20 protein-coding genes are annotated in these 25496 nt (G+C 74.7%); 11 read left to right on the plus strand and 9 right to left on the minus strand.

From position 1 onward, the window contains the following. Nucleotides 1-133 precede the first annotated feature (133 nt). Complete coding sequence (locus tag AB0910_RS05115; protein WP_366743137.1) at nucleotides 134-304, plus strand: hypothetical protein; 171 nt, start codon at nucleotides 134-136, stop codon at nucleotides 302-304. A gap of 103 nt (nucleotides 305-407) precedes the next feature. Here the strand turns inward: AB0910_RS05115 and AB0910_RS05120 are convergent, their stop codons facing one another. From AB0910_RS05120 to AB0910_RS05135, 4 genes are all read right to left on the minus strand, one after another. Further along, on the minus strand, nucleotides 408-1544 hold the full coding sequence (locus AB0910_RS05120) for an RNA polymerase sigma factor (protein WP_366743138.1): 1137 nt from the start codon (nucleotides 1542-1544) through the stop codon (nucleotides 408-410). A gap of 145 nt (nucleotides 1545-1689) precedes the next feature. Further along, complete coding sequence (gene dnaG / locus AB0910_RS05125; protein WP_366743139.1) at nucleotides 1690-3600, minus strand: DNA primase; 1911 nt, start codon at nucleotides 3598-3600, stop codon at nucleotides 1690-1692. A 60-nt stretch (nucleotides 3601-3660) separates the two neighbouring features. Then, entirely contained in the window at nucleotides 3661-4932 is a 1272-nt protein-coding gene (locus AB0910_RS05130; protein WP_366743140.1) for an FAD-dependent oxidoreductase, read from the minus strand. Between the two features lie 296 nt (nucleotides 4933-5228). Then, the gene (locus tag AB0910_RS05135) at nucleotides 5229-6614 is read right to left on the minus strand and encodes a deoxyguanosinetriphosphate triphosphohydrolase (RefSeq protein ID WP_366743141.1); all 1386 of its coding nucleotides are present in this window, start codon (nucleotides 6612-6614) and stop codon (nucleotides 5229-5231) included. A 288-nt stretch (nucleotides 6615-6902) separates the two neighbouring features. Here AB0910_RS05135 and AB0910_RS05140 point away from each other — a divergent pair, with 288 nt between their 5' ends. After that, the gene (locus AB0910_RS05140; RefSeq protein WP_366743142.1) at nucleotides 6903-7739 is read left to right on the plus strand and encodes a hypothetical protein; all 837 of its coding nucleotides are present in this window, start codon (nucleotides 6903-6905) and stop codon (nucleotides 7737-7739) included. Nucleotides 7740-7937: 198 nt separating this feature from the next. Then, complete coding sequence (locus AB0910_RS05145) at nucleotides 7938-8648, plus strand: class F sortase (RefSeq protein ID WP_366743143.1); 711 nt, start codon at nucleotides 7938-7940, stop codon at nucleotides 8646-8648. Between the two features lie 101 nt (nucleotides 8649-8749). Here the strand turns inward: AB0910_RS05145 and AB0910_RS05150 are convergent, their stop codons facing one another. Then, entirely contained in the window at nucleotides 8750-9193 is a 444-nt protein-coding gene (locus tag AB0910_RS05150) for a MarR family winged helix-turn-helix transcriptional regulator (RefSeq protein WP_366743144.1), read from the minus strand. A 167-nt stretch (nucleotides 9194-9360) separates the two neighbouring features. On the opposite strand from AB0910_RS05150, the gene AB0910_RS05155 reads away from it, so the two are divergent. From AB0910_RS05155 to AB0910_RS05185, 7 genes are all read left to right on the plus strand, one after another. Continuing rightward, nucleotides 9361-10206 (plus strand): CoA transferase subunit A, encoded by an 846-nt coding sequence (locus AB0910_RS05155; RefSeq protein WP_366743145.1) that lies wholly within the window; start codon nucleotides 9361-9363, stop codon nucleotides 10204-10206. 77 nt (nucleotides 10207-10283) lie between these two features. After that, entirely contained in the window at nucleotides 10284-11021 is a 738-nt protein-coding gene (locus AB0910_RS05160; protein ID WP_366743264.1) for a CoA-transferase, read from the plus strand. Further along, nucleotides 11018-11797: a protocatechuate 3,4-dioxygenase subunit beta gene (pcaH, locus tag AB0910_RS05165; RefSeq protein ID WP_366743146.1), complete on the plus strand. Its 780-nt coding sequence runs from the start codon at nucleotides 11018-11020 to the stop codon at nucleotides 11795-11797. Before AB0910_RS05160 ends, pcaH begins: the two co-directional genes overlap by 4 nt. Next, nucleotides 11797-12384 (plus strand): protocatechuate 3,4-dioxygenase subunit alpha, encoded by a 588-nt coding sequence (gene pcaG, locus AB0910_RS05170; RefSeq protein WP_366743147.1) that lies wholly within the window; start codon nucleotides 11797-11799, stop codon nucleotides 12382-12384. Before pcaH ends, pcaG begins: the two co-directional genes overlap by 1 nt. Further along, the gene (gene pcaB / locus AB0910_RS05175) at nucleotides 12371-13648 is read left to right on the plus strand and encodes a 3-carboxy-cis,cis-muconate cycloisomerase (protein WP_366743148.1); all 1278 of its coding nucleotides are present in this window, start codon (nucleotides 12371-12373) and stop codon (nucleotides 13646-13648) included. Before pcaG ends, pcaB begins: the two co-directional genes overlap by 14 nt. A 263-nt stretch (nucleotides 13649-13911) precedes the next feature. Further along, entirely contained in the window at nucleotides 13912-16131 is a 2220-nt protein-coding gene (locus tag AB0910_RS05180; RefSeq protein ID WP_366743149.1) for a DUF4157 domain-containing protein, read from the plus strand. Between the two features lie 326 nt (nucleotides 16132-16457). Beyond that, on the plus strand, nucleotides 16458-16997 hold the full coding sequence (locus AB0910_RS05185; RefSeq protein ID WP_366743150.1) for a hypothetical protein: 540 nt from the start codon (nucleotides 16458-16460) through the stop codon (nucleotides 16995-16997). A gap of 10 nt (nucleotides 16998-17007) precedes the next feature. Here AB0910_RS05185 and AB0910_RS05190 read toward each other — a convergent pair whose 3' ends face one another. Beyond that, on the minus strand, nucleotides 17008-17967 hold the full coding sequence (locus AB0910_RS05190) for a hypothetical protein (RefSeq protein ID WP_366743151.1): 960 nt from the start codon (nucleotides 17965-17967) through the stop codon (nucleotides 17008-17010). 206 nt (nucleotides 17968-18173) lie between these two features. On the opposite strand from AB0910_RS05190, the gene AB0910_RS05195 reads away from it, so the two are divergent. After that, on the plus strand, nucleotides 18174-19424 hold the full coding sequence (locus tag AB0910_RS05195; protein WP_366743152.1) for an ROK family transcriptional regulator: 1251 nt from the start codon (nucleotides 18174-18176) through the stop codon (nucleotides 19422-19424). A gap of 61 nt (nucleotides 19425-19485) precedes the next feature. Here AB0910_RS05195 and AB0910_RS05200 read toward each other — a convergent pair whose 3' ends face one another. From AB0910_RS05200 to ppdK, 3 genes are all read right to left on the minus strand, one after another. Beyond that, on the minus strand, nucleotides 19486-20973 hold the full coding sequence (locus tag AB0910_RS05200; protein WP_366743153.1) for a sugar porter family MFS transporter: 1488 nt from the start codon (nucleotides 20971-20973) through the stop codon (nucleotides 19486-19488). Between the two features lie 82 nt (nucleotides 20974-21055). After that, nucleotides 21056-22108 (minus strand): Gfo/Idh/MocA family oxidoreductase, encoded by a 1053-nt coding sequence (locus tag AB0910_RS05205; protein WP_366743154.1) that lies wholly within the window; start codon nucleotides 22106-22108, stop codon nucleotides 21056-21058. A gap of 317 nt (nucleotides 22109-22425) precedes the next feature. Continuing rightward, a complete protein-coding gene (ppdK, locus tag AB0910_RS05210; RefSeq protein ID WP_366743265.1) occupies nucleotides 22426-25062 on the minus strand; it encodes a pyruvate, phosphate dikinase in 2637 nt (878 codons plus the stop codon). Nucleotides 25063-25496 lie beyond the last annotated feature (434 nt).

Genomic DNA, 25496 nt, shown 5'->3' on the forward strand with positions numbered 1-25496 from the left:
AGGCGCGGACCGGGGCCGCGGGCCGTCCGCGAGGGCGGGCCGGTCCGCGCCTGTGCCTGCTTGTGCATGCTTGTCCGCATTACGGGTAATCGGAGCGGTAGGAGTGACCGAGACCACCTTGAAGGGGGTTCTCATGGCCGACACGTTCTACAAGCACGGCAGGCCGCAGCATCCGACGCTCCACGAGGACCGGCCGCGGGGCGGCCCGGCCCGGCGGGTGCGGCACCAGGGCGGCTGGTCCGCGGGGGCCGTCGTCCTCGTCATCCTGCTGCTGATCCTCGTGGGGATCGCACTGTTCCCGTAAGGGGATCGCACTGTTCCAGTAAAAGGACTGAGCTGTTTCGGCGGGCCCGCCTTCGGACCGGAGGGCGGGCCCTCGCCTGGTCCGGCCGGGGTGCGGGCCCGCGTCAGTCCAGGTAGCCGCGCAGCTGGTCGGCGAGCGCGTGGTCGCGGAGCCTGGCGAGGGTCCTCGCCTCGATCTGGCGGATGCGCTCGCGGGTGACGCCGAAGACCTGGCCGATCTCCTCCAGCGTGCGCGGGCGGCCGTCGGAGAGCCCGTACCGCAGCTGGACGACCTTGCGCTCCCGCTCGCCGAGCGTGGAGAGCACGGCCTCCAGATGCCGGCGCAGCAGCAGGAAGGCGGCGGACTCGACCGGGGATGCCGCGTCGCCGTCCTCGATCAGGTCGCCGAGCGCGATGTCCTCCTCCTCGCCGACGGGCGCGTACAGCGAGACGGGCTCCTGGGCGTAGCGCAGGACCTCGCTGACCCGCTCGGCGGGGAGGCCGAGCTCCGCCGCGACCTCGGCGGGCGCCGGCTCGTACCCCTTCTCCTGGAGGAGCCTGCGCTGTACGCGGGTCACGCGGTTGATCTGCTCGACCACGTGCACCGGCACGCGGATGGTGCGGGCCTGGTCGGCGAGGGCGCGGGACATGGCCTGGCGTATCCACCAGGTCGCGTACGTGGAGAACTTGTAGCCGCGCGCGTAGTCGAACTTCTCGACGGCCCTGATCAGCCCGAGGTTGCCCTCCTGGACCAGGTCGAGCATGGTCAGGCCGCGGCCGACGTACCGCTTGGCGACGGAGACGACGAGCCGGAGGTTGGCCTCGATGAGGCGGCGCTTGGCCATCCGGCCGAGGACCACGAGCCGGTCGAGGTCGAGCGCGAGCCGCTCGTCGAGGCCGGTCTGCGTGCCGAGCCGCTCCTCGGCGAACAGCCCCGCCTCGACGCGGCGGGCGAGCTCGACCTCCTCGGCAGCGGTGAGCAGCCGGATGCGGCCGATCTCGCGCAGGTACTGGCGCAGCAGGTCGGAGGAGGCGGCGGCCCCCGGGTACGCGCCGGGCCGGGGCGCGGGCAGCTCGCGCGGGTCGTCGGGCGGGCCCGCTTCGTACGGTCCCGGGGCCGCGGCGGGGGCCGGGACCTGGGCCTGGGCGAGGGGGGCGGCGGGCGCTGTCCGGGTTCGCACGAGGCGACCTCCAGATGGTCGCTGCCGGGCTCGGGGGTGTGCGGCAGCAGGGACCCGCCCCCAGTGTGGCGTACGGCACATCGCCGCCACGAGGGGCGTGCGCGCACTTTCTGGCCCCGCGGGCCGGTCACCGCCCGGCGCGAGGGCGCACCCGGGGGCGCGGGCCCGCGCGTCGCGAGCGCGGGCGCGCCGGGCGCCCCGCGGTGCGGGCCGAGGCCCGGCCGGGTCAGAGGGCGGCGACGCCGTGGTTGCGGAGAGCCTGGCCGTACTGCTGGAGGACCCAGAGCTCGTTCTGGACCGCGGCGTACTGCTGTGGGTCGCCGCCGGTGCCGAGGCGGGTCAGCGCGGACGTGACGTCCTGGATGCGGCGGTCGACGGCGCGGATGCGGACCTGGACGAGCTGCTGGCCCGCGTACAGCTCGTCGATGGTCTTGCCGCGGAAGACCTCGACGGCCAGCTCGGTCACCAGCTTGCGCACCGAGTCGTCGGGGGCCGCCTCGCGGACCCGGGAGAGGTAGTCGCGCACGTCGGCGCAGCCCTGCTCGGCGCCGCCCGCCTCGTCGATGCAGGCGCGCACCGCCGCGTAGGGCGGGGCGGTGAACTCGTCGGCCTCGTAGGCGTCGAAAGCGGGCGTCACCAGCTCGGGCCGCTGGAGGGCCAGCTTCAGCAGCTCGCGCTCGGTCGCGTAGACCGGGTTGCGCAGATAGAGCGCGGGTCCTGCGGGCCCCCTGCGGCCCGCGGGCGCGGCGGCGCCCTGCGCCTGGCCGCCGGGCCCCTGGGCCTGGGCGGGGCCCCGGCCGCCGCGGTCGCGGGCCCAGCGCGCGAGCTGCGCGACGCGCTTGACCACGAACTGGGTGTCGAGGATGCCCAGCATCCCGGCGAGCTGCACCGCGACCTCGTGCTGCGAAGCGGAGTTCTTGATGCGGGCGACGATGGGCGCCGCCTCGTCGAGCGCGGCGGCCCGGCCCGCCGGGACCTCCAGGTCGTAGCGGGCCACGATCTGCCGGATCGCGAACTCGAACAGCGGGGTGCGCGGCTCCACCAGGTCCTGCACGGCCGTGTCGCCCTTGGCGAGGCGCAGCTCGCAGGGGTCCATGCCGTCGGGCGCGATCGCGATGTACGTCTCGGCGGCGAACTTCTGGTCGTCCTCGAAGGCGCGCAGCGCCGCCTTCTGGCCGGCCGCGTCGCCGTCGAAGGTGAAGATCACGCGGGCGCTGCCGTTGTCCATCAGCAGCCTGCGCAGGATCTTGATGTGGTCGCCGCCGAACGCGGTGCCGCAGGTCGCGATCGCGGTGGTGACCCCGGCGAGGTGGCAGGCCATCACGTCGGTGTAGCCCTCGACGACGACCGCCCTGCTCGCCTTGGCGATGTCCTTCTTGGCCAGGTCGACCCCGTACAGCACCTGGGACTTCTTGTAGATGGGGGTCTCGGGGGTGTTGAGGTACTTGGGGCCGTTGTCGTCCTCGCGCAGGCGGCGCGCGCCGAAGCCGACGACATCGCCCGAGATGTCCCTGATGGGCCACATCAGGCGGCCGCGGAAGCGGTCGATCGGGCCGCGCCTGCCGTCCTGCGAGATCCCGGACATGATCAGTTCGCGGTCGCTGAAGCCCTGGCCGCGCAGGAAGCGGGTGAGGTGGTCCCAGCCGGCCGGGCTGTAGCCGACCTCGAAGTGCTCGGCCGCCGCCTGGTCGAAGCCGCGCTCCGCGAGGAACTTGCGGCCGATCTCCCCCTCGGGCGAGCCCAGCTGCTCCGTGTAGAAGCGCGCCGCGATCCGGTGCGCCTCCACCAGCCGGGTGCGCTCGCCGCGCTGGCTCGACGGGTTGTACCCGCCCTCCTCGTACCGCAGCGTGATGCCCGCGCGGGCCGCGAGGCGCTCGACCGTCTCGGAGAACGAGAGGTGGTCGATCTTCATCACGAAGGCGATGGTGTCCCCGCCCTCCTGGCAGCCGAAGCAGTGGAAGAGACCCTTGCTCGGACTGACCTGGAAGGACGGGGACTTCTCGTCGTGGAAGGGGCACAGACCCTTGAGGTTGCCGCCGCCCGCGCTGCGCAGCTGGAGGTACTCGGACACGACGGCGTCGATCGGGACCGCGTCCCGTACCGCCTTCACGTCGTCATCGTTGATCCTGCCGGCCACGCGTGAATTCTACGGGGACGGCAGAGCACTCCCGCGACCCCGTGGCCGGGGCACCCGCCGTCAGCGCCCGATCCCGCCGAGCGGCGCCGAAGGATCGGCGAGCGCGTCGCGGTCGACGGCCGCGCCGGAGCGCACCAGGCGCTGGATGTCCTCCGCCACGTCCCAGACGTTGACGTTCATCCCGGCGAGCACCTTGCCCCCGCCGAGCCAGAACGCGATGAACTCCCGCTTGCCCGCGTCCCCGCGCACCACCACTTCGTCGTACGTGCCGGGCGGCGCCCAGCCCGAGTACTCAAGGCCGAGGTCGTACTGGTCGGAGAAGAAGTACGGGACGCGGTCGTACGCCGCGTCCTGCCCGAGCATCGACCGGGCGGCGGCCGGGCCCGCGTTCAGCGCGTTGGCCCAGTGCTCGACACGGATCCTGCGGCCGCCCGCCGCGCCCCACCGGCACGGCACGGAGGCCACGTCGCCCGCCGCGTAGACGTCCGGGTCCGAGGTGCGCAGGGCCGCGTCCACCGCGATGCCGCCGCCCTCCGCGCGGTCGGCGAGCGCGAGGCCCGCGGCTTCGGCGAGGCCGACGCGGGGCGCCGCGCCGATCGCGGCGAGCACGTCGTGCGCCGGGTGCTCCTCGCCGTCGTCCGTACGGGCCGAGAGGACGACCCCGTCCTGGCCGACGATCTCCGTGAGCCTGGCGCCGAAGTGGAAGCGGACGCCGTGCTCGGCGTGCAGGTCCGTGAACAGCTGGCCGAGCTCGGGTCCGATGACCCGGTGCAGCGGGGTGGCCTCCGCCTCGACGACCGTGACCTCGGCGCCGTACGTGCGGGCGGCCGCGGCGACTTCGAGGCCGATCCACCCGGCGCCCGCGATGACGATGTGGCCGTTGTCACGGCCGAGGGAGGTGAGCACCTGGCGCAGCCGCTCCGCGTGCGCGAGGCGGCGCAGGTGGTGCACGCCCGCAAGGCCGGTGCCGGGGACGTCGAGCCTGCGCGGCTCCGCGCCGGTGGCGAGGAGCAGCTTGTCGTACCGGACGGAGCTGCCGTCGCCGAGGCGCACGGAGTGGCCCTCGCGGTCGAGGGCGGTGACGGTCTGGCCGAGGTGCAGCTCGACCTCCTGCTGCGCGTACCAGGCGGCGTCGTGCACGAACACCCCGGCGCGCTCGTCCTTGCCTGCGAGGAAGCCCTTGGAGAGCGGCGGCCGTTCGTAGGGGTGGTCTCGCTCGTCGCCGATCAGGATCACTCGGCCGGTGAACCCTTCCGCGCGGAGGGTCTCCGCCGCTTTCGCCGCGGCGAGACCGCCACCCACGATGACGAAGGTGCGATGTGCGTCGACCACTTGATGCCTCCTCGTAGTGCTGCCGCCACCTGCGAGCGTCCCGCACGGAGCGTGATGGCGGAAGAGGGGGGTGCTCCACGGGGATGTCTTCTCGCCCCGGTCCCGGCGGTTCGCGCCCGGGCCCGGGGCTCGCGCGCGGTCGCGTCCCTGGCGGGGCCGCGCGCGGCCGTGCGGTGTGCCGCCGTCGATCTTGCCGCATCACGTGGAGGCCGCGGGCACGGGGCCGCCCGGTGTCGGGCCGTACGGTCCTGGCGTGCGGTTCTCCGGAGGACGGCGGCGGAGCCTTGAGGCGGGCGTCAGGGGTGCGTCCGGGGGGCCTGCGTCACGCGGGCGTGCAGCGCGCGGGCGGCAGCGTCGGTGAGGGAGGCGATCTGGTCCACGACGACGCGGGTGCGGGCCCTGTCGTCCCCTTCGGCCTCGAACAGGGCGCGGAACTGCGGCGTCAGGCCGTACGGCGCGCGGGCGGCCAGCGCGTGACCCAGCTCGGCGAGCACCACGCGCTGGTCGGCGCGGATCGCCTCCTGGTCGGCGCGGCGCATGACGTACAGGTCGGCGACCGCCTTGAGCACCGCGCATTCGAGCCTGGCGGCGCGGGGCACGACCAGGCGGGCGCCGTAGCGGGTCAGCGGGCCCGTGCCGTACGCGGCCCGGGTCGCGGTCTCGGCGGCCAGGCAGAACCTGCCGATGAGCTCGCTGGTGGCGTCCTTGACCCGGCCCTGCGCGACGGCCGTGCCGTCGTAGGCGTGCGGCCACCACTCCTCGGCCGTCAGCCGGTCGAGCGCGGCGGCGAGTTCCGCGGGGTCGGTGCCCGGCTCGGTGTAACGGCCCACCGCCACCGCCCAGATGGCCTCCCGCTCGGTGGGCGAGGCGAGGGCCGCGGGCCGCACGTACCCGGCGTACAGCCCGTCCTCGAAGTCGTGGACGGAGTACGCCACGTCGTCCGACCAGTCCATGACCTGCGCCTCGAAGCAGGTGCGGCCGGCCGGGGCGCCCTCACGGACCCAGGTGAAGACCGGCAGGTCGTCCTCGTACACGCCGAACTTGACGCGGCCGGGGGCACCCGCGGCCGCCGCCTCAGGGGCCTCGCGCGTCCAGGGGTACTTGGTGGCGGCGTCCAGGGCGGCCCTGGTGAGGTTGAGGCCGACCCCCGGGCCCGGCGCACCGTCCGCGGCGGGCGCGAAGCGCTTCGGCTCGATGCGGGTGAGGAGGCGCAGCGACTGCGCGTTGCCCTCGAAGCCGCCGCAGTCCGCGGCGAAGTCGTCCAGTACGCGCTCGCCGTTGTGGCCGAACGGCGGGTGCCCCATGTCGTGCGAGAGGCAGGCCGCCTCGACCAGGTCGGGGTCGCAGCCGAGGGCCGCGCCGAGCTCCCGGCCGACCTGGGCGCATTCGAGCGAGTGCGTGAGGCGGGTGCGGGGGCTGGCGTCCCACTCCTCACCCGGCGCGCCTGGCGTGACGACCTGGGTCTTGCCCGCGAGCCTGCGCAGCGCCGAGGAGTGCAGGACACGGGCGCGGTCGCGCTGGAAGGCCGTGCGGCCAGGCCGCTTGTCGGGCTCGGCGACCCAGCGGGCGGTGGCGGCGGCGTCGTAGTGGTCGGCGGTGTCGTGGCTCTCGGCCGTGTCGTGGCCGCGGGTGCCGCCTGCGGGCACGGGCCGGGGCGTGCGGGGTCCTGAGGTGCCTGCCATGGCTCGACGGTAACCGGCCGCGGCGGGGAGCGTGACGCACGGGCCCACGGCCCCGGCCCCTCGTCCTTGCGCCGTCCAGGACGGCAGCGGCCACGCGGGCGCATCACTCGTTCGGCGCGAGCGGGTCCGGCCGCGGCCCGCCGCCAGGGTGCCCGTGCTGAACTGCGGCGATGCCGCGCGCCCCGGGTCGCGGGGCGCCGCGGGCCTGCGCTCTCGGCAGGCGCGCGTGCGCCCGCGCGCCTTACCTCTTGGAGAGGAGAGACACGCCGCCCCTTCCCGGAGGACAGCATGCCCACCACCGCCCGCACCGCCCGACGGACGACCGGCGCCGCGCTGGCGGCGGCGTCACTCGGACTGGTCGCAGCGGGCGCCTCCCCCGCGCTCGCCGGGCAGGCCGGAGCGCCGGGGCAGAGCCCCGCCACCGCTGCCCACGGCACCGCGGCCACCGTCCGCACGGCCGCCTGCGGCACCGGCGGCGCGGCCGAAGCGAGCGAACCTGGCAGCGGCGCGGAGGCGTCCGCCAACGCGTCCGCCGCATACGGCAGGGACGCCGCGGCCCGGTTCGGCGCATCGGGCGGCGCAGCGCCCGGCACGTACACCGTCGGCCTCGCCTGCGGCCACGGGAGGCAGGCCACGGGCGGCAGCGCGGCGGAGGGCACCGGGGGCACCCTGCCGGGCAGGCCGCCCGCCGACGCCGGTCCCCCGGCGGACCCAGGGGCGGGCGAACAGCCCGCACCTGACCAGACGGGCGAACAGCCCGCGCCGGATCCCGGGGCGAGCGAGCAGCCTGCGCAGGACCAGCCGCCCGCGCCGGACCACGCGGGCGAGCCGCCGCAGCCCGAGGCGCCGGGAGAGGCGGAGCAGCCGGGCGGCGGCGCCGATGTCCCCGACGCGCACCGGCCGCCTGAGGACCCCGGACCTCAAGGCGGCCACGGTTACCCGGACGGGTCAGGCGACCCCGCGGGGCCCTCGGCCCCGATACCGCACGGCCACCTGGAGACCGGGGCAGGCGGCAGCGTCCACACCGATGTGCCCGAGGTCGCGGCGGGGTCGGCCGTTCTGGCCGGTTCCGCCGTGGGCGGGGCATGGCTCCTGCGTCGCCGGGCGAGCGGCACGCGGAGCTGACGGGCCGCGGTTCCCACCCGCGCGGCGCCCGCACCCGCCCCATGTCCCCGCCCCCGTCACGCTTCAGCTGACGCGGGCGGGGACTTCTCGCCCCGCCCCCGCCCCCCGTCCCGTCCCGTCCCGTCCCGTCGAACCTGGATCCGGCGGCCGAGGACCCGGATTCCACCGACGCCCGCGAGAGAGGTCGAGGTCCACCGCATGAGCGCCAACGGCGTCAGAGGCACCGCCTGGGGGCTGGCCGCGGCCGCCTGCGTCGGCATCTGGCTCGTGGAGACGGGGCTGCGTCCCGTGACCCCGCCTGCGCCGACCGCCGCGCAGGCCTTCGCAGGCCCGGCGGCGCCCGGCGGCGCGGACCACGGCGCGGACCACGGCGCCGGGCCGTCCGCCGGGGCGCGGCCGAACCCCGCGCCGCTGCCCGCCTCGCGCCCGGTGCGCCTGCGCATCCCCCGCATCGGGGTGGACGCGCCCCTGCGCGGGCTCGCCCTGACCCCGGACGGCAGGCTCGCCGCGCCGCCCGCGACGGACGGCACCCGCGCCGGCTGGTACGAGCGCGGCACGGCGCCCGGCGCGACGGGCACCGCCATCGTGGCCGGCCATGTCGACACGGCCGGCGGTCCGGCCGTCTTCTACCGCCTCGGCACGCTCCGCAAGGGCGACAGGATCGAGGTCGCGCGGCAGGACGGGCGCACGGCGGTGTTCGGCGTGGACGCCGTGGAGGTCTACCGGAACGACTCCTTTCCCGACCGCCGGGTCTACGGCGCGGCCGACCGCCCCGAACTCCGCGTCATCACCTGCGGCGGCGCCTTCTCCCCCGGCTCCGGCTACCAGGGCAACGTCGTCGCCTACGCCCACCTGACCGCCGCCCTCGATCCCCCCGCCGGCCGCTCGGGCGCGCCGCACGCGGGCTAGGCCCGGCGCGCCTCCGGGCCCGGCACGCACGCGGCGCCCGGCGCGGGAAGGGCGCGCCCCGCCGCGCCCTCACAGACTTGGACACGCCCCGGGCGAAAACGTCACCGCTGGTCGCGGATTTTCTCCGCAGCCTCCGCGACCCGGCCGATCAGCCGCAGCAGCGTCTCCCGCTCGTGCTCGTCGAGCGGTGCGAGGAAGACCCGGTTCATCGCCTCGGTCCGCGCCACGAGCCTGCGGTGCACCCTGGCCCCCTCGGCCGTCGCCCGCAGCACGTTGCGCCGGCCGTCCAGGGGGTCGCGCACCCGCTCGACCAGGCCGCGCCTGGCGAGCCGCGCGACGACGTCCGCGACCGTCGACCGGTCGAGGCGCACCTCCTCGCCCAGCGTGCGCTGGTCGATGTCCGGCTTCTCGGCCAGCGCGTTCAACACGGCGAACTGCGGCGAGGTGGTCTCCTCGGAGACCAGCGTCGACCACAGGAGCGTGTGCGCCTGCTGGAGCCTGCGCGCCAGATGGCCCGGGTGCGTGTTCAGATCGACCGCTGCCATGCGCGCGCTCCCTGGGGTGTCCCGCGGGTGGTTGCTCCGTGTACTGAGCTATTGACGACCACCGAACTGCCTGCAAGTGTACGGGTTCAGCAGCAAAACAATCAGTACACGGAGCAATCAGCACGGAGCGTTTGCCCGCTCCGGTGAGCCGAGGAGGGAGGGGCCGGATGGCCGGGACGCGCAGCCTGCACGACGCCGTGGCGGACCTCATCCACGACGGGGACACCGTCGCGCTCGAAGGATTCACGCATCTGATCCCGTTCGCCGCAGCGCACGAGATCATCCGCCAGGGCATCACCGACCTGACGCTCGCCCGTATGACCCCCGACGTCATCTACGACCAGCTCATCGGCGCCGGCCTGGTACGCAAGCTGGTCTTCTCGTGGGGCGGCAACCCGGGCGTCGGCTCCCTGCACCGGTTCAGGGACGCGGTGGAGAACGGCTGGCCGCGCCCGCTCGAACTCGACGAGCACAGCCACGCGGGCATGGCCAACCGCTATGTCGCGGGCGCCTCCGGGCTGCCGTTCGCCACGCTGCGCGGCTACCGCGGCTCCGACCTCGCCACCCGCACGGACACCGTCTCGACGGTGACCTGCCCCTTCACCGGCGAGGAGCTCGCGGCCGTCCGCGCCCTCAACCCGGACGTGGCCGTCATCCACGCGCAGCGCGCTGACCGCGCGGGCAACGTGCAGATGTGGGGCCTTACGGGCGTGCAGAAGGAGGCGGTGCTGGCCGCGAAGCGCTCCCTCGTCACGGTCGAGGAGGTCGTGGACGAGCTGGAGCCGCGGCCAGGCGGCGTGGTCCTGCCGCACTGGGTCGTCGACGCGGTCAGCGTCGTGCCCGGCGGCGCGCACCCCTCGTACGCGACGGGCTACTCGGAGCGCGACAACGCCTTCTACCGGGCGTGGGACCCGATCGCCCGCGACCGCGAGGCGTTCACGAAGTGGCTGGACACCGAGGTCAGGGGCGTAGCAGGCGCCCGCGGCGACGGGACGGAGGCGACGGCGCGATGAGCGGGACCACCACCCCCGGGGCGGCAGCGGGAACGGCCGCGGGCGAGGACCCTGCGGCCTTCACGAGCGACGAGCTGATGGAGGTCAACGCGGCCCGCGCGCTGGCCGGTTCGCGCACCTGCTTCGTCGGCATCGGGCTGCCGTCCACCGCCGCGAACCTCGCGCGCGCCACCCATGTCCCCGACCTCGTCCTGATCTACGAGTCGGGCACCATCGGCTCGCGGCCCACCAGGCTCCCGCTCTCCATCGGCGACGGCGAGCTCGCCGACACCGCCGACGCGGTCGTCGCGGTGCCCGAGATGTTCAACTACTGGCTCCAGGGCGGCCGGATCGACGTGGGCTTCCTCGGCGCCGCCCAGGTCGACCGGTTCGCCAACGTCAACACGACGGTGATCTCGCGCGGCGAGGGCAGGCCCGAGGCGCGGCTGCCCGGCGCGGGCGGCGCCCCCGAGATCGCCGCGAACTGCCGGAAGGTGCTGCTGGTGCTGCGCCACTCCCAGCGCGGCTTCGTCGACTCGCTCGACTTCGTCACCACGATGGGGCACGGCTCGGGCCCCGGCGACCGCGCGCGGTACGGGATGCGCGGCGCGGGCCCCGTCGCGGTCATCACCGACCTGGGCGTCCTGCGGCCCGACCCCGGGACGGCGGAGCTGGTGCTCACCGAGACCCACCCGGGCGTGACGGTCGAGCAGGTCAGGGCCGCGACCGGCTGGGACCTCAGGGTCGCTGACGAGGTCGGGTGCACCGCGCCGCCCACCCCACAGGAACTGGCGGCGCTGCGTGCGCTGAAGGCCGCGGGAAGGAGCGCGTCGTGACCGCCCAGGAGGAGATCACCGCGGAGATACGCGCCGCGCACGACGCGTACGCGAAGCGGCGCGCGGACGGCGCGCCCGCCGCCCACCACCCGTCCCGTGCGTACGCCCCGTACCGCAGCTCGGTGCTGCGGCACCCGAGGCTGCCGCTGGTCGCCGTGCGGGCCGAGGGGGACGGCGGCGACCCCGAGACGGTCGAGCTCTCGGGGCCGGTGTTCGGCGCCACCGACGTCACGGCCCTCGACTCCGACCTGACGAGGCAGCACAGGGGCGAGCCGCTCGGCGAGCGCATCACCGTCACCGGGCGGCTGCTCGACCGGTACGGGCGGCCGGTGCGCGGCCAGCTGATCGAGGTGTGGCAGGCCAACGCGTCGGGCCGGTACGCGCACCAGCGCGACGACCATCCGGCGCCGCTCGACCCGAACTTCACCGGCGTGGGGCGCACTTTGAGCGGCGACGACGGCTCGTACACCTTCACCACGGTGAAGCCGGGCGCCTACCCGTGGCGCAACCACGACAACGCCTGGCGGCCCGCGCACATCCACTTCTCCGTGTTCGGACAGGCGTTCACGCAGCGCCTGGTGACGCAGATGTACTTCCCCGGGGATCCGCTGTTCCCCTACGACCCGATCCTGCAGTCCGTGACGGACGACGCGGCGCGCGAGCGCCTGGTCGCCCGCTACGACCACGCGCTGTCGCGGCCCGAGTGGTCGCTCGGCTACCGCTGGGACATCGTGCTCGACGGGCCGTCCGCCACCTGGATCGAGGAGGGCCGCTGATGCCGGAGCAGACCACCGCGGGCGGGCAGCCGCCGACGCCCTCGCAGACCGTGGGGCCGTTCTACGGCTACGCGCTGCCGTTCCCCGGCGGCGGCGACATCGCGCCGGCCGGCCACCCGGACGCCGTCACCGTGCACGGGTACGTGTACGACGGCGACGGCGCGCCCGTGCCCGACGCGCTGCTGGAGTTCTGGCAGGGCGGGCCGGGCACGGGGCTGCCGGGGTCGATCCGGCGTTCCACCGTGACCGGCGGGTACCTGGGCCGCAACGGCGTGGACTTCACCGGCTTCGGCCGCGTGCCCACCGACGCCGACGGGCACTACGCGGTGCGCACGCTGCCGCCGGCCGCACCGGCGGCGCTGCCGTACCTGAGCGTGTGCGTGTTCGCGCGCGGCCTCACCCACCACCTGTACACCCGCGCCTACCTCGTGCAGGACGGCACGGACGCGCTGCTCGACGCGCTGGACCCGGCGCGGCGTGCGACCCTGAGGGCGCGGCGGGAGCCGGGCCCGGCGCGGCACAGGACCCACCGCTTCGACATCCGCCTCCAGGGAGAAGGGGAGACGGTCTTCCTTGAGTTCACCTGAGCGCCCCGACAGCGGCGATCCCGGGCTGTGCGGCCTGCTGTCGCCCGCGGCGGCGGGCACGGCGGCCGAGGCGGCCACCGGCGACGCCGCCCTGCTGCGCGCCCTGGTCGCCGCGGAGGCCGCGCTCGCCCGCGCGCAGGGCGCACCGGCCGGGGCAGCCGAGGCGATCGCCGCGTGCGCGGACCGGCTCGACGCGCGGGAGCTGGCCCTGGCCGCGCGCGCGGGCGGCAACCCGGTGATCCCGCTGGCCGAGGCCGTGCGCGCGGAGGTCGGCGCCCAGTGGGCGCGGTACGTGCACCGGGGCGCGACCAGCCAGGACATCCTGGACTCCGCGCTGATGCTGCTCGCCGAGCACACCCGGCGGCCGGTGCTCGCCGACCTCGGCCGTACGGCGGCGGCACTGGCCCGGCTCGCCGCCGAGCACCGGGACACGGCGATCGCGGGCCGCACCCTCGCCCAGCAGGCAGTCCCGACCACCTTCGGCCTCAAGGCGGCGGGCTGGCGCTCCCTCGTCCTGGACGCGCGCGACCGCCTCGCCGCGGTGGCGCTGCCCGCCCAACTGGGCGGCGCAGCCGGGACGCTGGCCGCGCTCGGCGGCGAGGCGGCGCTCGCGCACGTCGCCGCGTACGCCCGCGAACTCGGCCTGGCGGAGCCCGCGTTGCCCTGGCACACGCTGCGCACGCCCGTCGCCGACCTGGGCGGGGCGCTCGCCTTCTGCTGCGCCGCGCTCGGCAAGGCCGCCGTGGACGTGCTGACGCTGTCGCGCACCGAGGTCGGCGAGGTCGCCGAGGGCGGGGGCGGCGGCTCGTCCGCCATGCCGCACAAGGCGAACCCGGTGCGCGCGACCCTGGTCGCCGCGGCGGCCCGGCAGGCGCCCGCGCAGCTCTCCGTGCTGCTCGGCGCGGTCCCCGCCGAGGACGAACGGCCCGCGGGCGCCTGGCACGCGGAGTGGACTCCGCTGCGCGAACTGCTGCGCCTGGCGGGCGGCGCGGCCGAGCACGCCGCCGAACTGGCCGAGGGGCTGCGGGTGTTCCCCGACCGAATGGCCCACAACCTCACGCTCACGGGCGGGTTGGTCGTCAGCGAGCGCTTCTCCGCCGAGCTGGGCAAGGCGGAGGCGAGGAAGCTGATCGAGCGCGCCGCCGCCGCGGACGTCCCCTTCGCCGACGCCGCACGGGACGCGGGCCACGCCGCCCTGCTCGACCCCGCGGGGTGGACGGGCGCGGCGAGCGCCCTGGTGGACCGGGCGCTCGAGCGGCGGTAGCGGGGCCGTACGGCCTCAAGGACCCGCGTACGGCGCCGCCGCAGCGGACCCGCCGTCCACCGTCGCCGCGGCCCCGGCCCGAGAGGGCAGGGCGGCTGCCCTCACGGGCAGACCTCGGCGCGGGGCCGTGCACGGCGCACGCGTCGCCGCTGGTGGGCCGCGTCCGGCCGGCAGCGGGCCGCCGCCGCCCCGGTGGGCGGGGTTACGGCACCGACGTCCGCGGGCCTAGGTTCGGTCGTGGTGCTCTGAGCCGAGGGGTGTCGATGCGATCGTACGAGGGAAGGCGCAGGCGCTCCCCCGCGCCCGGCCGCCAAGAGGTGGCCGAACACGCCTCACCGCCGGGCGCGTTGGCCAGGCTCCAGGCGAGCGTCGGCAACCAGGCGGTGCTGCGGATGATGCGCCGCCTCGACGAGGGCGACGGGCCGGCCCCCGCCTGGGCCGTGGCGCGCCCTGTCGAAGGAGCGGAGCCTGACGGCTCCCCCGGCCTTGCAGAAGCGGAGCCCGCCCCCGGCCTCGCCGACGTCGAGGCGGGGCTGCGCGCCCCCGGACGGCCGCTCGACCGGGCGACCCTGGCGCGCAAGGAGGAGCAGTTCCAGGCCGACCTGTCCGGTGTGCGGATGCACACGGGCCCCGCGGCGCGGCAGGCGGCCGCCGCCGTCCGCGCCCGCGCGTTCACGGTCGACCAGCACATCGTGGTCGGCGAGGGCGGCGCCGACGCCGAGACGCTGGACCACGAACTCACCCACGCGGTACGCAACCGGCAGCAGGCGCCGGCCGGGCACCCGACCGGCGCCGGGTTCGCCATGACGCACCCCGGCGACCGCGAGGAGCGCGAGGCGGCGGCGAACGCCGCGCGGATGCGCGCGGGCGGCCCCAGCACGGTCCTCGGCGCGGACACCGCTGCGGGCGGCGGGGGCCGCGGGACCCTCACGGCGGCCGTGCAGCGCACGACCGACACCGAAGGGCAGGCCGCGGCCGGGACGGCTGAGGCCACGGAGGCATCAGAGGCCGCGGAGATCATCAGCCGCCTCAGCCGGTCCATCGATCAGAACACCCTCCAGACGACCGCCAAGCGCAACATCTTCGCGCCCGGCACCTGGGTGCCCGAGCAGTGGATGCGCGAGGGCCCCGCACGGCTGCGGAAGACCCTGGACCGGCGGGTGATGCGGGGCGAGACATTCGGCGAGCAGGACCTCGCGGACATCAGACGGCTCTCCGTGATCGCCCCGCAGTGGCTGCGCGCGGTGCAGATCGGCACGTACGAGGAGGCCGAGACGTACACGAAGGGGCAGTTCAAGGACTGGCTGAAGCTGCCCGCCGGCAAGCGTGTGCTCACCGCCACGCTGGCCATCGACAAGCGGCCCGACCTGGTGGCCGAGAAGGCCGCCACCCCGGCGGACCCCGCCTACACGCTCGGCCGGTTCATGCGCACCCAGGCGCCCGGCACGGACCCGGGGCTGAGGGAGAGCCTGGAGCAGGAGCGCGACCGGCAGATCCGCGACACCGCGCTCGACACGCTCCACCCGGAGGGCATGGCGGCCGACCGCCGCCACCCCGGCGAGATCCCGGCGCCCGACACCTCGACGGGAAAGGGCAAAGGCAAGGCCACGGCCTCCGACTGGGTCCAGCAGGACGCCCAGGGGCGCGAGTTGCTCACCAAGATCCTGCTTCTCCTGCGCAACGGCCTGGAGTTGTACACCCCCGGGGAAGGCCACGCACCGGACTACCAGCGGGACGTCATCCGCGCGCTGGCCCACGGCGGCCGAGTCAACGTGCGCGTCCCCGCGCTGGGTCCGAAGGACAAGGACGCCTACTGGCTGCCGCACTTCCTCGGCGTGACGCAGGACGCCACCCGGGACGAGACCGTCGAGGGCATCTCCGAGCGCCCGTTCGCCACCCACCGCACCTCCATCGGCCCCAACAAGGAGGGCCAACCCGGCACGTTCAAGGAGAAGGGCGGCATCCCCGCGTCCCTCACGAACAAGCTCGCCGTCGGCGCCGCCAGGCCGAAGCTGTGGGGCAAGGACATCTCGGGCGGCGGAATCGGCTCCAAGGACTGGAACGGCGACATGGTCCTGCCGAACGGCTCGTACGGTCATGTCCTCCTCGTCTACCACCGCCCGACCAGGGAGAAGGACGGCTCGCTCCAGATCGGCATCGAGACCATCGCCCCGCACGCGGCGAGCCCGGTCGGCTACGAGCACGACTTCCGCTCCACCGAGGCCACCTCGAACCCCGAGTCGATCCTGCACGGGCACAAGGGGGACAAGGTCGGATCCGGCGGCCTCGGCAAGAACGAACGCCTCGTCGACCTGCGGGGGACGGGCCAGGGCCGCCCCGACGGCTGGCGCGGCTTCCTCCAGGAGATCCAGGCCGAGTGGGACGCCAGACTCGCGGCGACCGAGGGCCCCGGGGAACGCCGCGCGCTCTACGAGGAGTTGGTCGGCCCCCGCCCCCGCCCCCGCCCGCCGGGCGGCCCGTAGGCCCCGCCTACCGCATCGAGAGGTACAACCGCTCTCCCGCCGCACCGCCCGTCAGGGTGACCGCGCGCGCCGGTGGGCGCGGGTCGCGTGGGGGCGCTTCCGTGCGGGGGACGCGGTGGCGGCGTGCGCGGTCGCGCGCCGGTCGCGCGCTCATGACCACGGTGTATGGAACGCGCCAGGGCCACGCTTTAGGGGCATGTACGGGCGTACGGCACATCGGGACGATGAGACCGGTGGCCGAAGGACGACGTCCTGAGGCCGCCTTCCGGCGTCGGCAGACAGCCGGAGACGAGACCTCGCAGCACGAGCAGAAGGAAGTGTGTCCGATGACCGTGGGCTCCTCGCGGAAGACGATCCTGTGCGGCGCGTTGGCAACCGCCCTGTCGGGATTCCTCCTTGGCGGCACGGCCCAGGCGGCCCCGGCCGCGGTTCCGTCCGAGACCGTGGTGATCACGAACTACGCGCACAGCAACTACCTGATCCCCGACAACGGAAGCGGGCAGCCCGGCACCTATCTGCAGGTGTACTACCGGGCCGACCACCCCTTCAAGCGCACTTTCACCTTCGAGCGGGTGGGCGGCCAGGCCGACATCTACAAGTGGAGGATGGCCGACTCGGGTGCCTGCGCCGAGAGCAGCGGCCAGGCCGGCACGTACGTCGATGTGCGCAACTGCACCTCCAACAAGAACCAGTGGTGGGAGGTGCGGCGTGTCGGGAACACCAGCCGGTGGGTGCTCATCCCGTTCCTCAACGAGGGCGTGGCAGTGACCGGCACCTTCGGCGACGACAACGTCGCTCCCCTGCGGGAGCTGCCCTCCCCGCGCGATGCCACGGCGGCCCAGCAGTGGTTCCTCGCCCCCGAGTGAGGCGTGCCGGTCAGAGCCAGAAGGCCGCCGGGTCGCCGGTGGCGACGAAGTCGCTGAAGTCCATGTTGCCGATGCCGAGGTTGCACGCCATTCCGGCGGCGGCGCGGCGGGGGACGGCGGCGGACTGGCCGGGGGTGTGGAAGGGGTCGACGGCGATCAGGGGCCCGTCGGGCCGCGCGAAGGTCCCGGCGTCGGCGAGGAGGACGAGGCAGGTGCTCTCCACCGTGTCGCAGGTCCCCGGCTCCAGGGGCGGGAGCGCCGCGGGGACCTGGCCGGGGCCGAGGCCCTCGAACCTGCGGTCGTCGACGCTCAGCGCGTACAGCGGGAAGTCGTCCATGTCGTCCGTCTCCCATTCGAGGTCGACGCCGACCCTGCCCTCGCCGTCCGCACCGCCGAACTCGGCGAGCAGGGCGCGCCAGCCGTCCTCGTCGTCGAAGGACGTGCGGACCAGGAGGGTCTCCTCGCCCGCGGGCAGCAGGGGGAAGGCGCGGGGCGCCGCCACCGCCGGGGTGGGGAACGCGGGCCGCTCGCCGCCCCCTTCGTAGCTGCCGTACCTGTCCATGCCGCGCACCAGGTCGTCGAAGTCGAGCGTGCCGTCCAGCAGGCCCGCGAGGACCTCGCCGAGCCGGTCGCCCGGGACCCGGACCCCGCGCCCCGGCGCCTTGTGCAGGTCCACGAGGAGCGGATCGCCGCCGTACAGCGCGGGGATGTCGGTCAGGACGGCGACCGGCGGCACGGGCCCGCCGGGCGGGAGGAGCGCCGGTATGTTCCCCGCCGACAGCCTCTCCCACCCGCGGTCCTCGACCTTGCGGAGCCGCACCCCGGCCGCCCCGAGGCTGAGCACGCCGTCCTCCTCTCCTCCTGCGAGCGCGTCGGGCTGCTCGCCCCAACGGGCCTCCCCCACCTCGTAGCAGGAGCAGACCCACGGGATCTCGCCGGGCGGGAGCTGCGGGAGTGCGGGCAGGGCCATGTGTCTGTCCTCCACGTCGTCGGGACACGTCTGTCGGACCACCGGGCAGTCCCTGGAGCCCCTGTGGTTCCTGTGGTTCCTGTGGTTCCGGGCAAAAGCTAGCCCCGCCCTCTGACAGTCGCTCTCGCCGGGCGTCGCGGCGGCCCCGGCCGAGGGGGTGTCCGCCGCGGGCCGCGGCGCGCGGCGCGCTGTGTAGGCTGAGCCGCGTGCAGACGTCGCCAGGGCCGGTGGAGGGGGACATGACCCCCGCGGCGCGGGCGGCAGGCGGCTTTGAGGGGCGCTCCCCCGTCGGCCCCTGGGTCACGGCGAGCGAGGCCAACCGGGCACGGGTGCTCCAACTGCTGTACGACATGGGGCCGCTGTCGCGCGCCGACCTGGCCAAGCTCATCGGGGTGACAAGGACCACCGTGGGCTCGGTCGTCCAGCCCCTGATCGACGGGGGCGTCCTGGTCGAGGGCGAGCCGCGGCCGAGCGGCGCGGTGGGCGGCAAGCCCGCGCGGCCGCTGTGGTTCTCCCGCGAAGGGCAGCCCATCGGGGCGGTGCACCTGATGCCGGGGCGGGTTGCCGCGGCCGCCGTCAGCCCGGTCGGCGAGGTGCTCGCGACGGCGGGCGGGACGTTCAGGGCCGACGCGTCCGACGGCTCGGCCGCCGTCGACCTGGTGGTGGAGTGCCTGCGCCGGGTGCTGCCCGCCGACGGGCCGCGCGCGCTCGGCGTCGGGGTGGCCGTGGGCGGCATGGTCGACACGGACACCGGCACGATCGTCGAGGTGAGCCTCGCGCCCGCGCTGTCCGGTCTGCCGCTCGCGCCGCTGGTGTCACGGCGGTTGGGGCTCGACGTGCACATCGACCACCATCCGCGGGCGCAGGCGCTGGGCGACCGGTGGTTCGGACAGGCACGCGGGGTGCGCTCGTTCGCCTCGCTCTACCTCGCTGACGTGCTGGGCGTCGGCCTGGTGCTGGACGGCGCGGTGCAGCGCGGCAGGGCGGGCGCAGGCGGCGAGATCGGGCACAGCGTGGTCGAGCTGGACGGCGGCGAGGTGTGCAACTGCGGTCGCAGGGGCTGCTGGGAGACCGTCGCGACGGTCGGGTGGCTGCGCGGCCGGGCGCGGCGGCTCGGGCTGCCGGGGGCCGGGAAGCTGACGCCCGGGCGGCTCGCGGAGCGCGTCGCCGCGGGCGACCGGGCCGCGGCCGGCCTGCTCGACCGCTATGCGCGCAACATCGCGGTGGGGATCGTCAACCTCCAGCACACCCTGGCGCCCGGCCTCTTCCTGCTGCACGGGGACGTGGTCGCGGGCGGCGAGGTGCTGCGGGCGGCGATCGAGGGCCATGTCGCCGGGTGGGTGCTGCCGCAGCCCGGCGGGCCGCCGGAGATCGTGCTGGCCGAGGACCGCGACCACGCCACGCTGCTGGGCGCGGCGGGCATCGTCCTGTCGCAGTCGCTCGGCCGCATCCGCTGACCGGTTCCCGGCCGCCCGGCCGCCCCGGCCCGCGCGCCGGTGCCGTACGCGCGCCGCGTGTTCACCCGGCGCGGCCGGGCGCGGGGGCCGCGCCGGGTGAACCGGGTGAACCGGGTGAACCGGGTGAACCGGGTGAACCGGGTGAAGGGGACGGCCAGCGGCCGCCGTTGTCCCAGTAGCCGCGGATCTCCTCAAGCGAGCGGCCCTTCGTCTCGGGCGCCGTGCGGTACAGGAAGACGAGGGCGAGCAGGGACAGCACGCCGAACGCGCCGAAGCCCACCGAGCCGCCGAGGTCGGCGAGGACGCCGGGGAAGGCGAAGGTCGCGATGAGGTTGGCGGCGAAGTCCGCGAGCAGCAGGGCGGCGGCGCCGACGCTGCGCAGCCGCGCGGGGAACGCCTCGCCGGTGTAGACCCAGATCAGCGAGCCGATGCCGAAGTAGAAGCCGAGGTAGAAGACGCCGATGCCCGCGACGGCCGCGTACCCGGCGCCCGGTGTGATGGTGTGCCGCGCGAAGACCAGGGCCATCACCAGGTGCCCCACGACCATGGCGACCGTGCCGATCAGCAGCGGCGGGCGCCTGCCCCACCGGTCCACCACCAGCATGGACCCCACGACCCCTACGGCGGCGACGAGTTGGACCAGGGCGGAGAGCAGGATGGACTCGGACGCGTCGGCGATGCCTGCCTTGTCGAAGATCAGCGGGCTGTAGTAGAGGATCGTGTTGGTGCCGGTGATCTGCACGAAGAAGCCGAAGGCGATGACGAAGAACGTCGCGCGCGCGTAGCGGCGGGTGAAGATCTCCCGGAAGGTGCCCTGTTCGCCCTGGGCCAGGTCGGCCCTGATCGCGGCGAGCCGCGCCTCGGTGTCGCCGCCCGGCTCCACCCGGCGCAGGGTGGCGCGCGCCTCCTCGTACCGCTCCCGCATGGCGTACCAGCGCGGCGAGTCGGGGAAGCGCAGCAGGACGAGGAAGACCACGGCCGCGGGGACCGCGGAGATGCCGAGCAGCGCCTCCCACGAGCCGCCGCCCGACAGGCCCCAGGCGACGACGAGCGAGATGATCACTCCGGCGCAGGTGAAGAACTGGTAGGCCGTGCCCAGCCTGCCGCGGTTGTGCTCCGAGGCGAACTCGGAGATGAAGACCGGGGCGGCGACGGTCGAGAGGCCGATCGTGACACCGAGCAGCAGCCGTACGCCGGTCAGCCACCACACGCCGAGCGGGGCCGCGCTCAGCGCGGCGAACACCGCGAAGCCGCCGGCGACGAGGAGCATCGTGCGCTTCCTGCCGAGCCTGTTGGCCGCGCGCGGGCCGAGCGCCGCGCCCACCAGGCTGCCGAAGACCACGATGGAGGTGATGACGGACACCCACAGCGTGCTCAGGTCGTAGTCCTTCTTCAGGAAGACCAGGGCGCCGCTGATGGAGCCGGAGTCGTAGCCGTAGATCAGGCCGAGCGCGGCCGCGACGGAGGCGACCCTCGGGCCGAGCGGCCTGGGGCCGTCCGCCGGCGGTGCGGCGGCCTCGGCCCGGCCGGCGGGGGCGGATCGGGACAACGTGCGCTCCTCGGTTCTGGCCTCGCGGCCGTGGGACGGGGCGGGCGCCCCGCGGTGTCGTGCCCCGTCCCCCCGGCCGGGTTCAGCCGCGGGCCGCGGGGCCCACGGGCACGCGCCTGCCGCTCTCCAGCGACGTGTGGATCGCCACGACGACGTCGGTGACGGCCGCGCCCTCGTCGAGGCCGGGCGAGACCTGCTCGCCGCGTTCGAGCCGGGCGACGAACTCCTGGACCATCCAGGTGGGCGGGCCCTGGAGGCGGCCGCCGATCTCGCGGCCGAGCAGCCCGGGGCGGCTGACGCCGTCGGGACCCGCCTCCTGGACGCTCTGCTCCTGGAGGTCGAAGGAGAGTGCGGCGCGCTCGCCGACGACCTGGTAGCGGAAGTCGACGACCGACGGCAGGGAGTCGGGCAGCACCCAGGTCGAGGTGAGGTTGGCCGTGGTGCCGTCGTCGAAGGTGAGCAGGGCGTGCACGACGTCCCAGGTGTCGACGGAGCGGGCGGCCAGCACACCGCGCGAGCCGTGCGCGTCGACCGCGGTGACGGTGCGTCCGCTCACCCAGGCGGCCGCGTCCACGGTGTGGCTCATCAGGAACCAGGCGGGGGACGACTTCGCCGCCCAGCCGATCATCGTGGTGGGTACGTAGTAGGTGTTGCTGAGCAGGATGTTCTGCGTCAGCACCCGGCCGAGCGCGCCGGCGGCCGAGCGCTCGCGCAGCTGCGCGACCGCCGGGTTCCACCGGTTCTCGAAGCCGACCATGCACTGCACGCCCGCCGCGCGCACGGCCGCCGCGATCGCGTCCGCGTCCTCGCGCGTCGTGGCGAGCGGCTTCTCCACCAGCAGGTGGCAGCCCGCGCCCGCGGCGTCGACCGCCGCCTCCCGGTGGGCGAAGTCGGGCGTCGCCACGATCACCGCGTCCAGCTGCTGCTCGGCGAGCATCCGCCGATGGTCCGTGTACGCGCTCAGGCCGAAGCCGTCGGCGACCTTGCGGGCCACCGGCTCGGCCAGGTCGCACACCGCGCGGACCTCGGCGCCGGGAAAGCCGCGCAGCGACTGCGCGTACATGGAGCCGCGGATGCCGCCCCCGATGATGCCGATCCTCTGCACACCCACCTCCTGCTCAGGTATGTCCAGCATCCGCACTAACCCCGGGCCACGTCAACCCCCCATGTCCCCCGGGCCTTTCGCCGGGTGCCGCGGACACCGGAGGCGGGCACCCCGCGCGGCGCAGGACACACCGGAGGCGGGCGCCGTGAGCGGCGCCCGCCTCCGGGACACGGCCGGCACCGCGGTGCCGCGCCGGTGAGGGGTGGCGCGGACCGTCGGCTCCGGCGGCTTCCGCCCGGCGCGCTGCCGGGCGTACGGCCGCCGCCCGCCGCGCGGCCGGCCGTACGGGCCCGGGGTCGGGGTGCCCGTACGACCCGCCCGCACGGCGGGGGCGGAGCGGGGAGGGGCTATCCCCCGAGCACCGCGGCGCGGCCCGCCTCCAGGCGCGCGACCGGGATGCGGAACGGCGAGCAGGACACGTAGTCGAGGCCCGCCTCGTGGAAGAAGTGGACGGACTCGGGGTCGCCGCCGTGCTCGCCGCAGATGCCGAGCTTCAGATCGGGCCGGGTGGCGCGGCCCGCCTCCGCGGCGCTGCGCACCAGCGCGCCCACGCCGTCGCGGTCGATCGTCTCGAAGGGCGAGACGCCGAAGATGCCCTTCTCCAGGTAGGCGGTGAAGAAGCTGGCCTCGACGTCGTCGCGGCTGAAGCCCCACACCGTCTGCGTCAGGTCGTTGGTGCCGAACGAGAAGAACTCGGCGGCCTCCGCGATCTGGCCCGCCGTCAGCGCGGCGCGCGGCAGCTCGATCATCGTGCCCAGCGAGAGCTTCAGCTCGGTGCCCGTGGCGCGTTCGACGTCGGCGATGACCCGCTCGGCCTCGTCCCGTACGATCTCCAGCTCCTGCACGGTGCCGACGAGCGGGATCATGACCTCCGCGCGCGGGTCGCCCTTGGCCTCGCGGCGCGCGGCCGCCGCCTCGGCGATGGCCCGCACCTGCATGGCGAACAGGCCGGGGATCACCAGCCCGAGGCGCACGCCGCGCAGGCCGAGCATCGGGTTCTGCTCGTGCAGCTTGTGCACGGCCTGGAGCAGCCGCAGGTCGTTCTCGTTGGCGTCCTTGCGGGACTCGGCGAGCGCGACGCGCACCGACAGCTCGGTGATGTCGGGCAGGAACTCGTGCAGGGGCGGGTCGAGCAGCCGTACGGTGACGGGCAGCCCGTCCATCGCCTCGAACAGCTCGATGAAGTCCGCCTTCTGGAGCGGCAGCAGCTGGCCGAGCGCGGTGTCGCGCTCCTCGTCGGTGTCGGCGAGGATCAGCCGCTCCACCAGCTCGCGGCGCTCGCCGAGGAACATGTGCTCGGTGCGGCAGAGGCCGATGCCCTGGGCGCCGAACCTGCGGGCGCGCAGCGCGTCCTCGGTGTTGTCCGCGTTGGCGCGCACCCGCAGCCTGCGCTTGCGGTCCGCGTACGCCATCATCCGGTGCACGGACTCGACGAGTTCGCCCGCCTCCTCGGCCCCCGCGTGCATCCGGCCCTCGAAGTACTCGACCACCGGGGAGGGCACGACCGGCACCTCGTCGAGGTAGACCTTGCCGGTCGAGCCGTCGATGGAGATGACGTCGCCCTCCTCGACCACCCGCGAACCGGCCGTCATGCGCCGCTTCTTGGTGTCGACCTCCAGCTCCTCCGCGCCGCACACGCAGGTCTTGCCCATGCCGCGCGCGACCACGGCGGCGTGCGAGGTCTTGCCGCCGCGCGAGGTGAGGATGCCCTCGGCGGCGATCATGCCCTCCAGGTCGTCGGGGTTGGTCTCGCGCCGCACGAGGATGACCTTCTCCCCCGAGCGCGACCACTTGATCGCGGTGTACGAGTCGAAGACGGCCTTGCCCACGGCCGCGCCGGGCGAGGCCGCGATGCCGCGGCCGAGCAGGTCGCGCTTGGCGCCGTCGTCGAAGCGCGGGAACATCAGCTGCGCGAGCTGCGCGCCGCTGACCCTGCGCAGCGCCTCGGCCTCGTCGATCAAACCCTGGTCGACGAGCTGGGTCGCGATGCGGAAGGCGGCCCCCGCGGTGCGCTTGCCGACCCGGGTCTGGAGCATCCACAGCGTGCCGCGCTCGATCGTGAACTCGATGTCGCACAGGTCGAGGTAGTGGTTCTCCAGGATCTCCATGATCTCGAGGAGCCGGTCGTACGACGCCTTGTCGATGGTCTCCAGATCGGCGAGCGGCACCGTGTTGCGGATGCCGGCGACCACGTCCTCGCCCTGCGCGTTCTGGAGGTAGTCGCCGTAGACGCCCTGGTGGCCGCTGGCCGGGTCGCGGGTGAAGGCGACGCCCGTGCCGGAGTCGGGGCCGAGGTTGCCGAAGACCATCGCGACGATGTTGACGGCCGTGCCGAGGTCGCCGGGGATGCGCTCCTGGCGGCGGTAGAGCCTGGCCCTGTCGGTGTTCCAGGACTCGAAGACCGAGCGGATCGCGAGGTCCATCTGCTCGCGCGGGTCCTGCGGGAAGTCGCGGCCCGCCTCCCGCGAGACGATCTTCTTGAACGCCTTGACGAGCTTCTTGAGGTCGGCGGTCTCCAGCTCGACGTCGGTGGTGGCGCCGCGCCCCCGCTTGGCCTCGTCGAGCGCGTCCTCGAAGAGCTCGCCCTCGACGCCGAGGACGGTGGTGCCGAACATCTGGATGAGGCGGCGGTACGAGTCCCACGCGAAGCGCTCGTCGCCCGCCTGGTGGGCGAGGCCCGCGACGGAGTCGTCGGAGAGGCCGACGTTGAGGACCGTGTCCATCATGCCGGGCATGGAGAACTTGGCACCGCTGCGCACCGAGACGAGGAGGGGGTCGTCGCTCTGCCCGAGCTTCTTGCCCATCGTCTCTTCCAGCGTGGCCAGGTGCGCGCTGACCTCGCGGCGCAGCGTGGCAGGCTCGGACCCGGAGGCGAGGTAGACCTTGCACGCCTCGGTGGTGATGGTGAAGCCGGGCGGTACGGGCAGGCCGAGGTTGGTCATCTCGGCGAGGTTGGCGCCCTTGCCGCCGAGCAGCCCCTTCATGCCCTTGTTGCCCTCGGTGAAGTCGAAGACGTACTTCTCGGCCTGCCCGGCCTGGTGGTCCTGGCGGGCCTGCCCGGTGCGCTCGGCCCGCTGAGCCCTGGCGGCCTTCCTGGCCTTCTCCGACTGCTTGGCCGGCCGAACCTTGTTCTCCAGGTTCTGCGGGCTCTCCGGGTTCTCCGGGTTCTCCGACACGGTCTCGACTCCTCGGGACGCGGTAGCTGCCCTGACGGCGAGGAACATACCCAGATCGAAGGCGTCTGGGGATGTCCACCTGACTGTCATACGGCCATAACCACCCGTCCGCCACTGGATCTAAAGCGCTCCGGAATGGAGCCGATCACTCCGGATCTTTCAGGAAGCGAAGGGTCGATGACCGGGACATGGCCTCCAACCGCTCACATGAGCGGTGACAACGACGTCTGAGTTCAGTTCCC

Origin of the sequence: Streptomyces sp. NPDC047002 (assembly GCF_040704505.1) — a bacterium.
Taxonomy (GTDB): domain Bacteria; phylum Actinomycetota; class Actinomycetes; order Streptomycetales; family Streptomycetaceae; genus Streptomyces.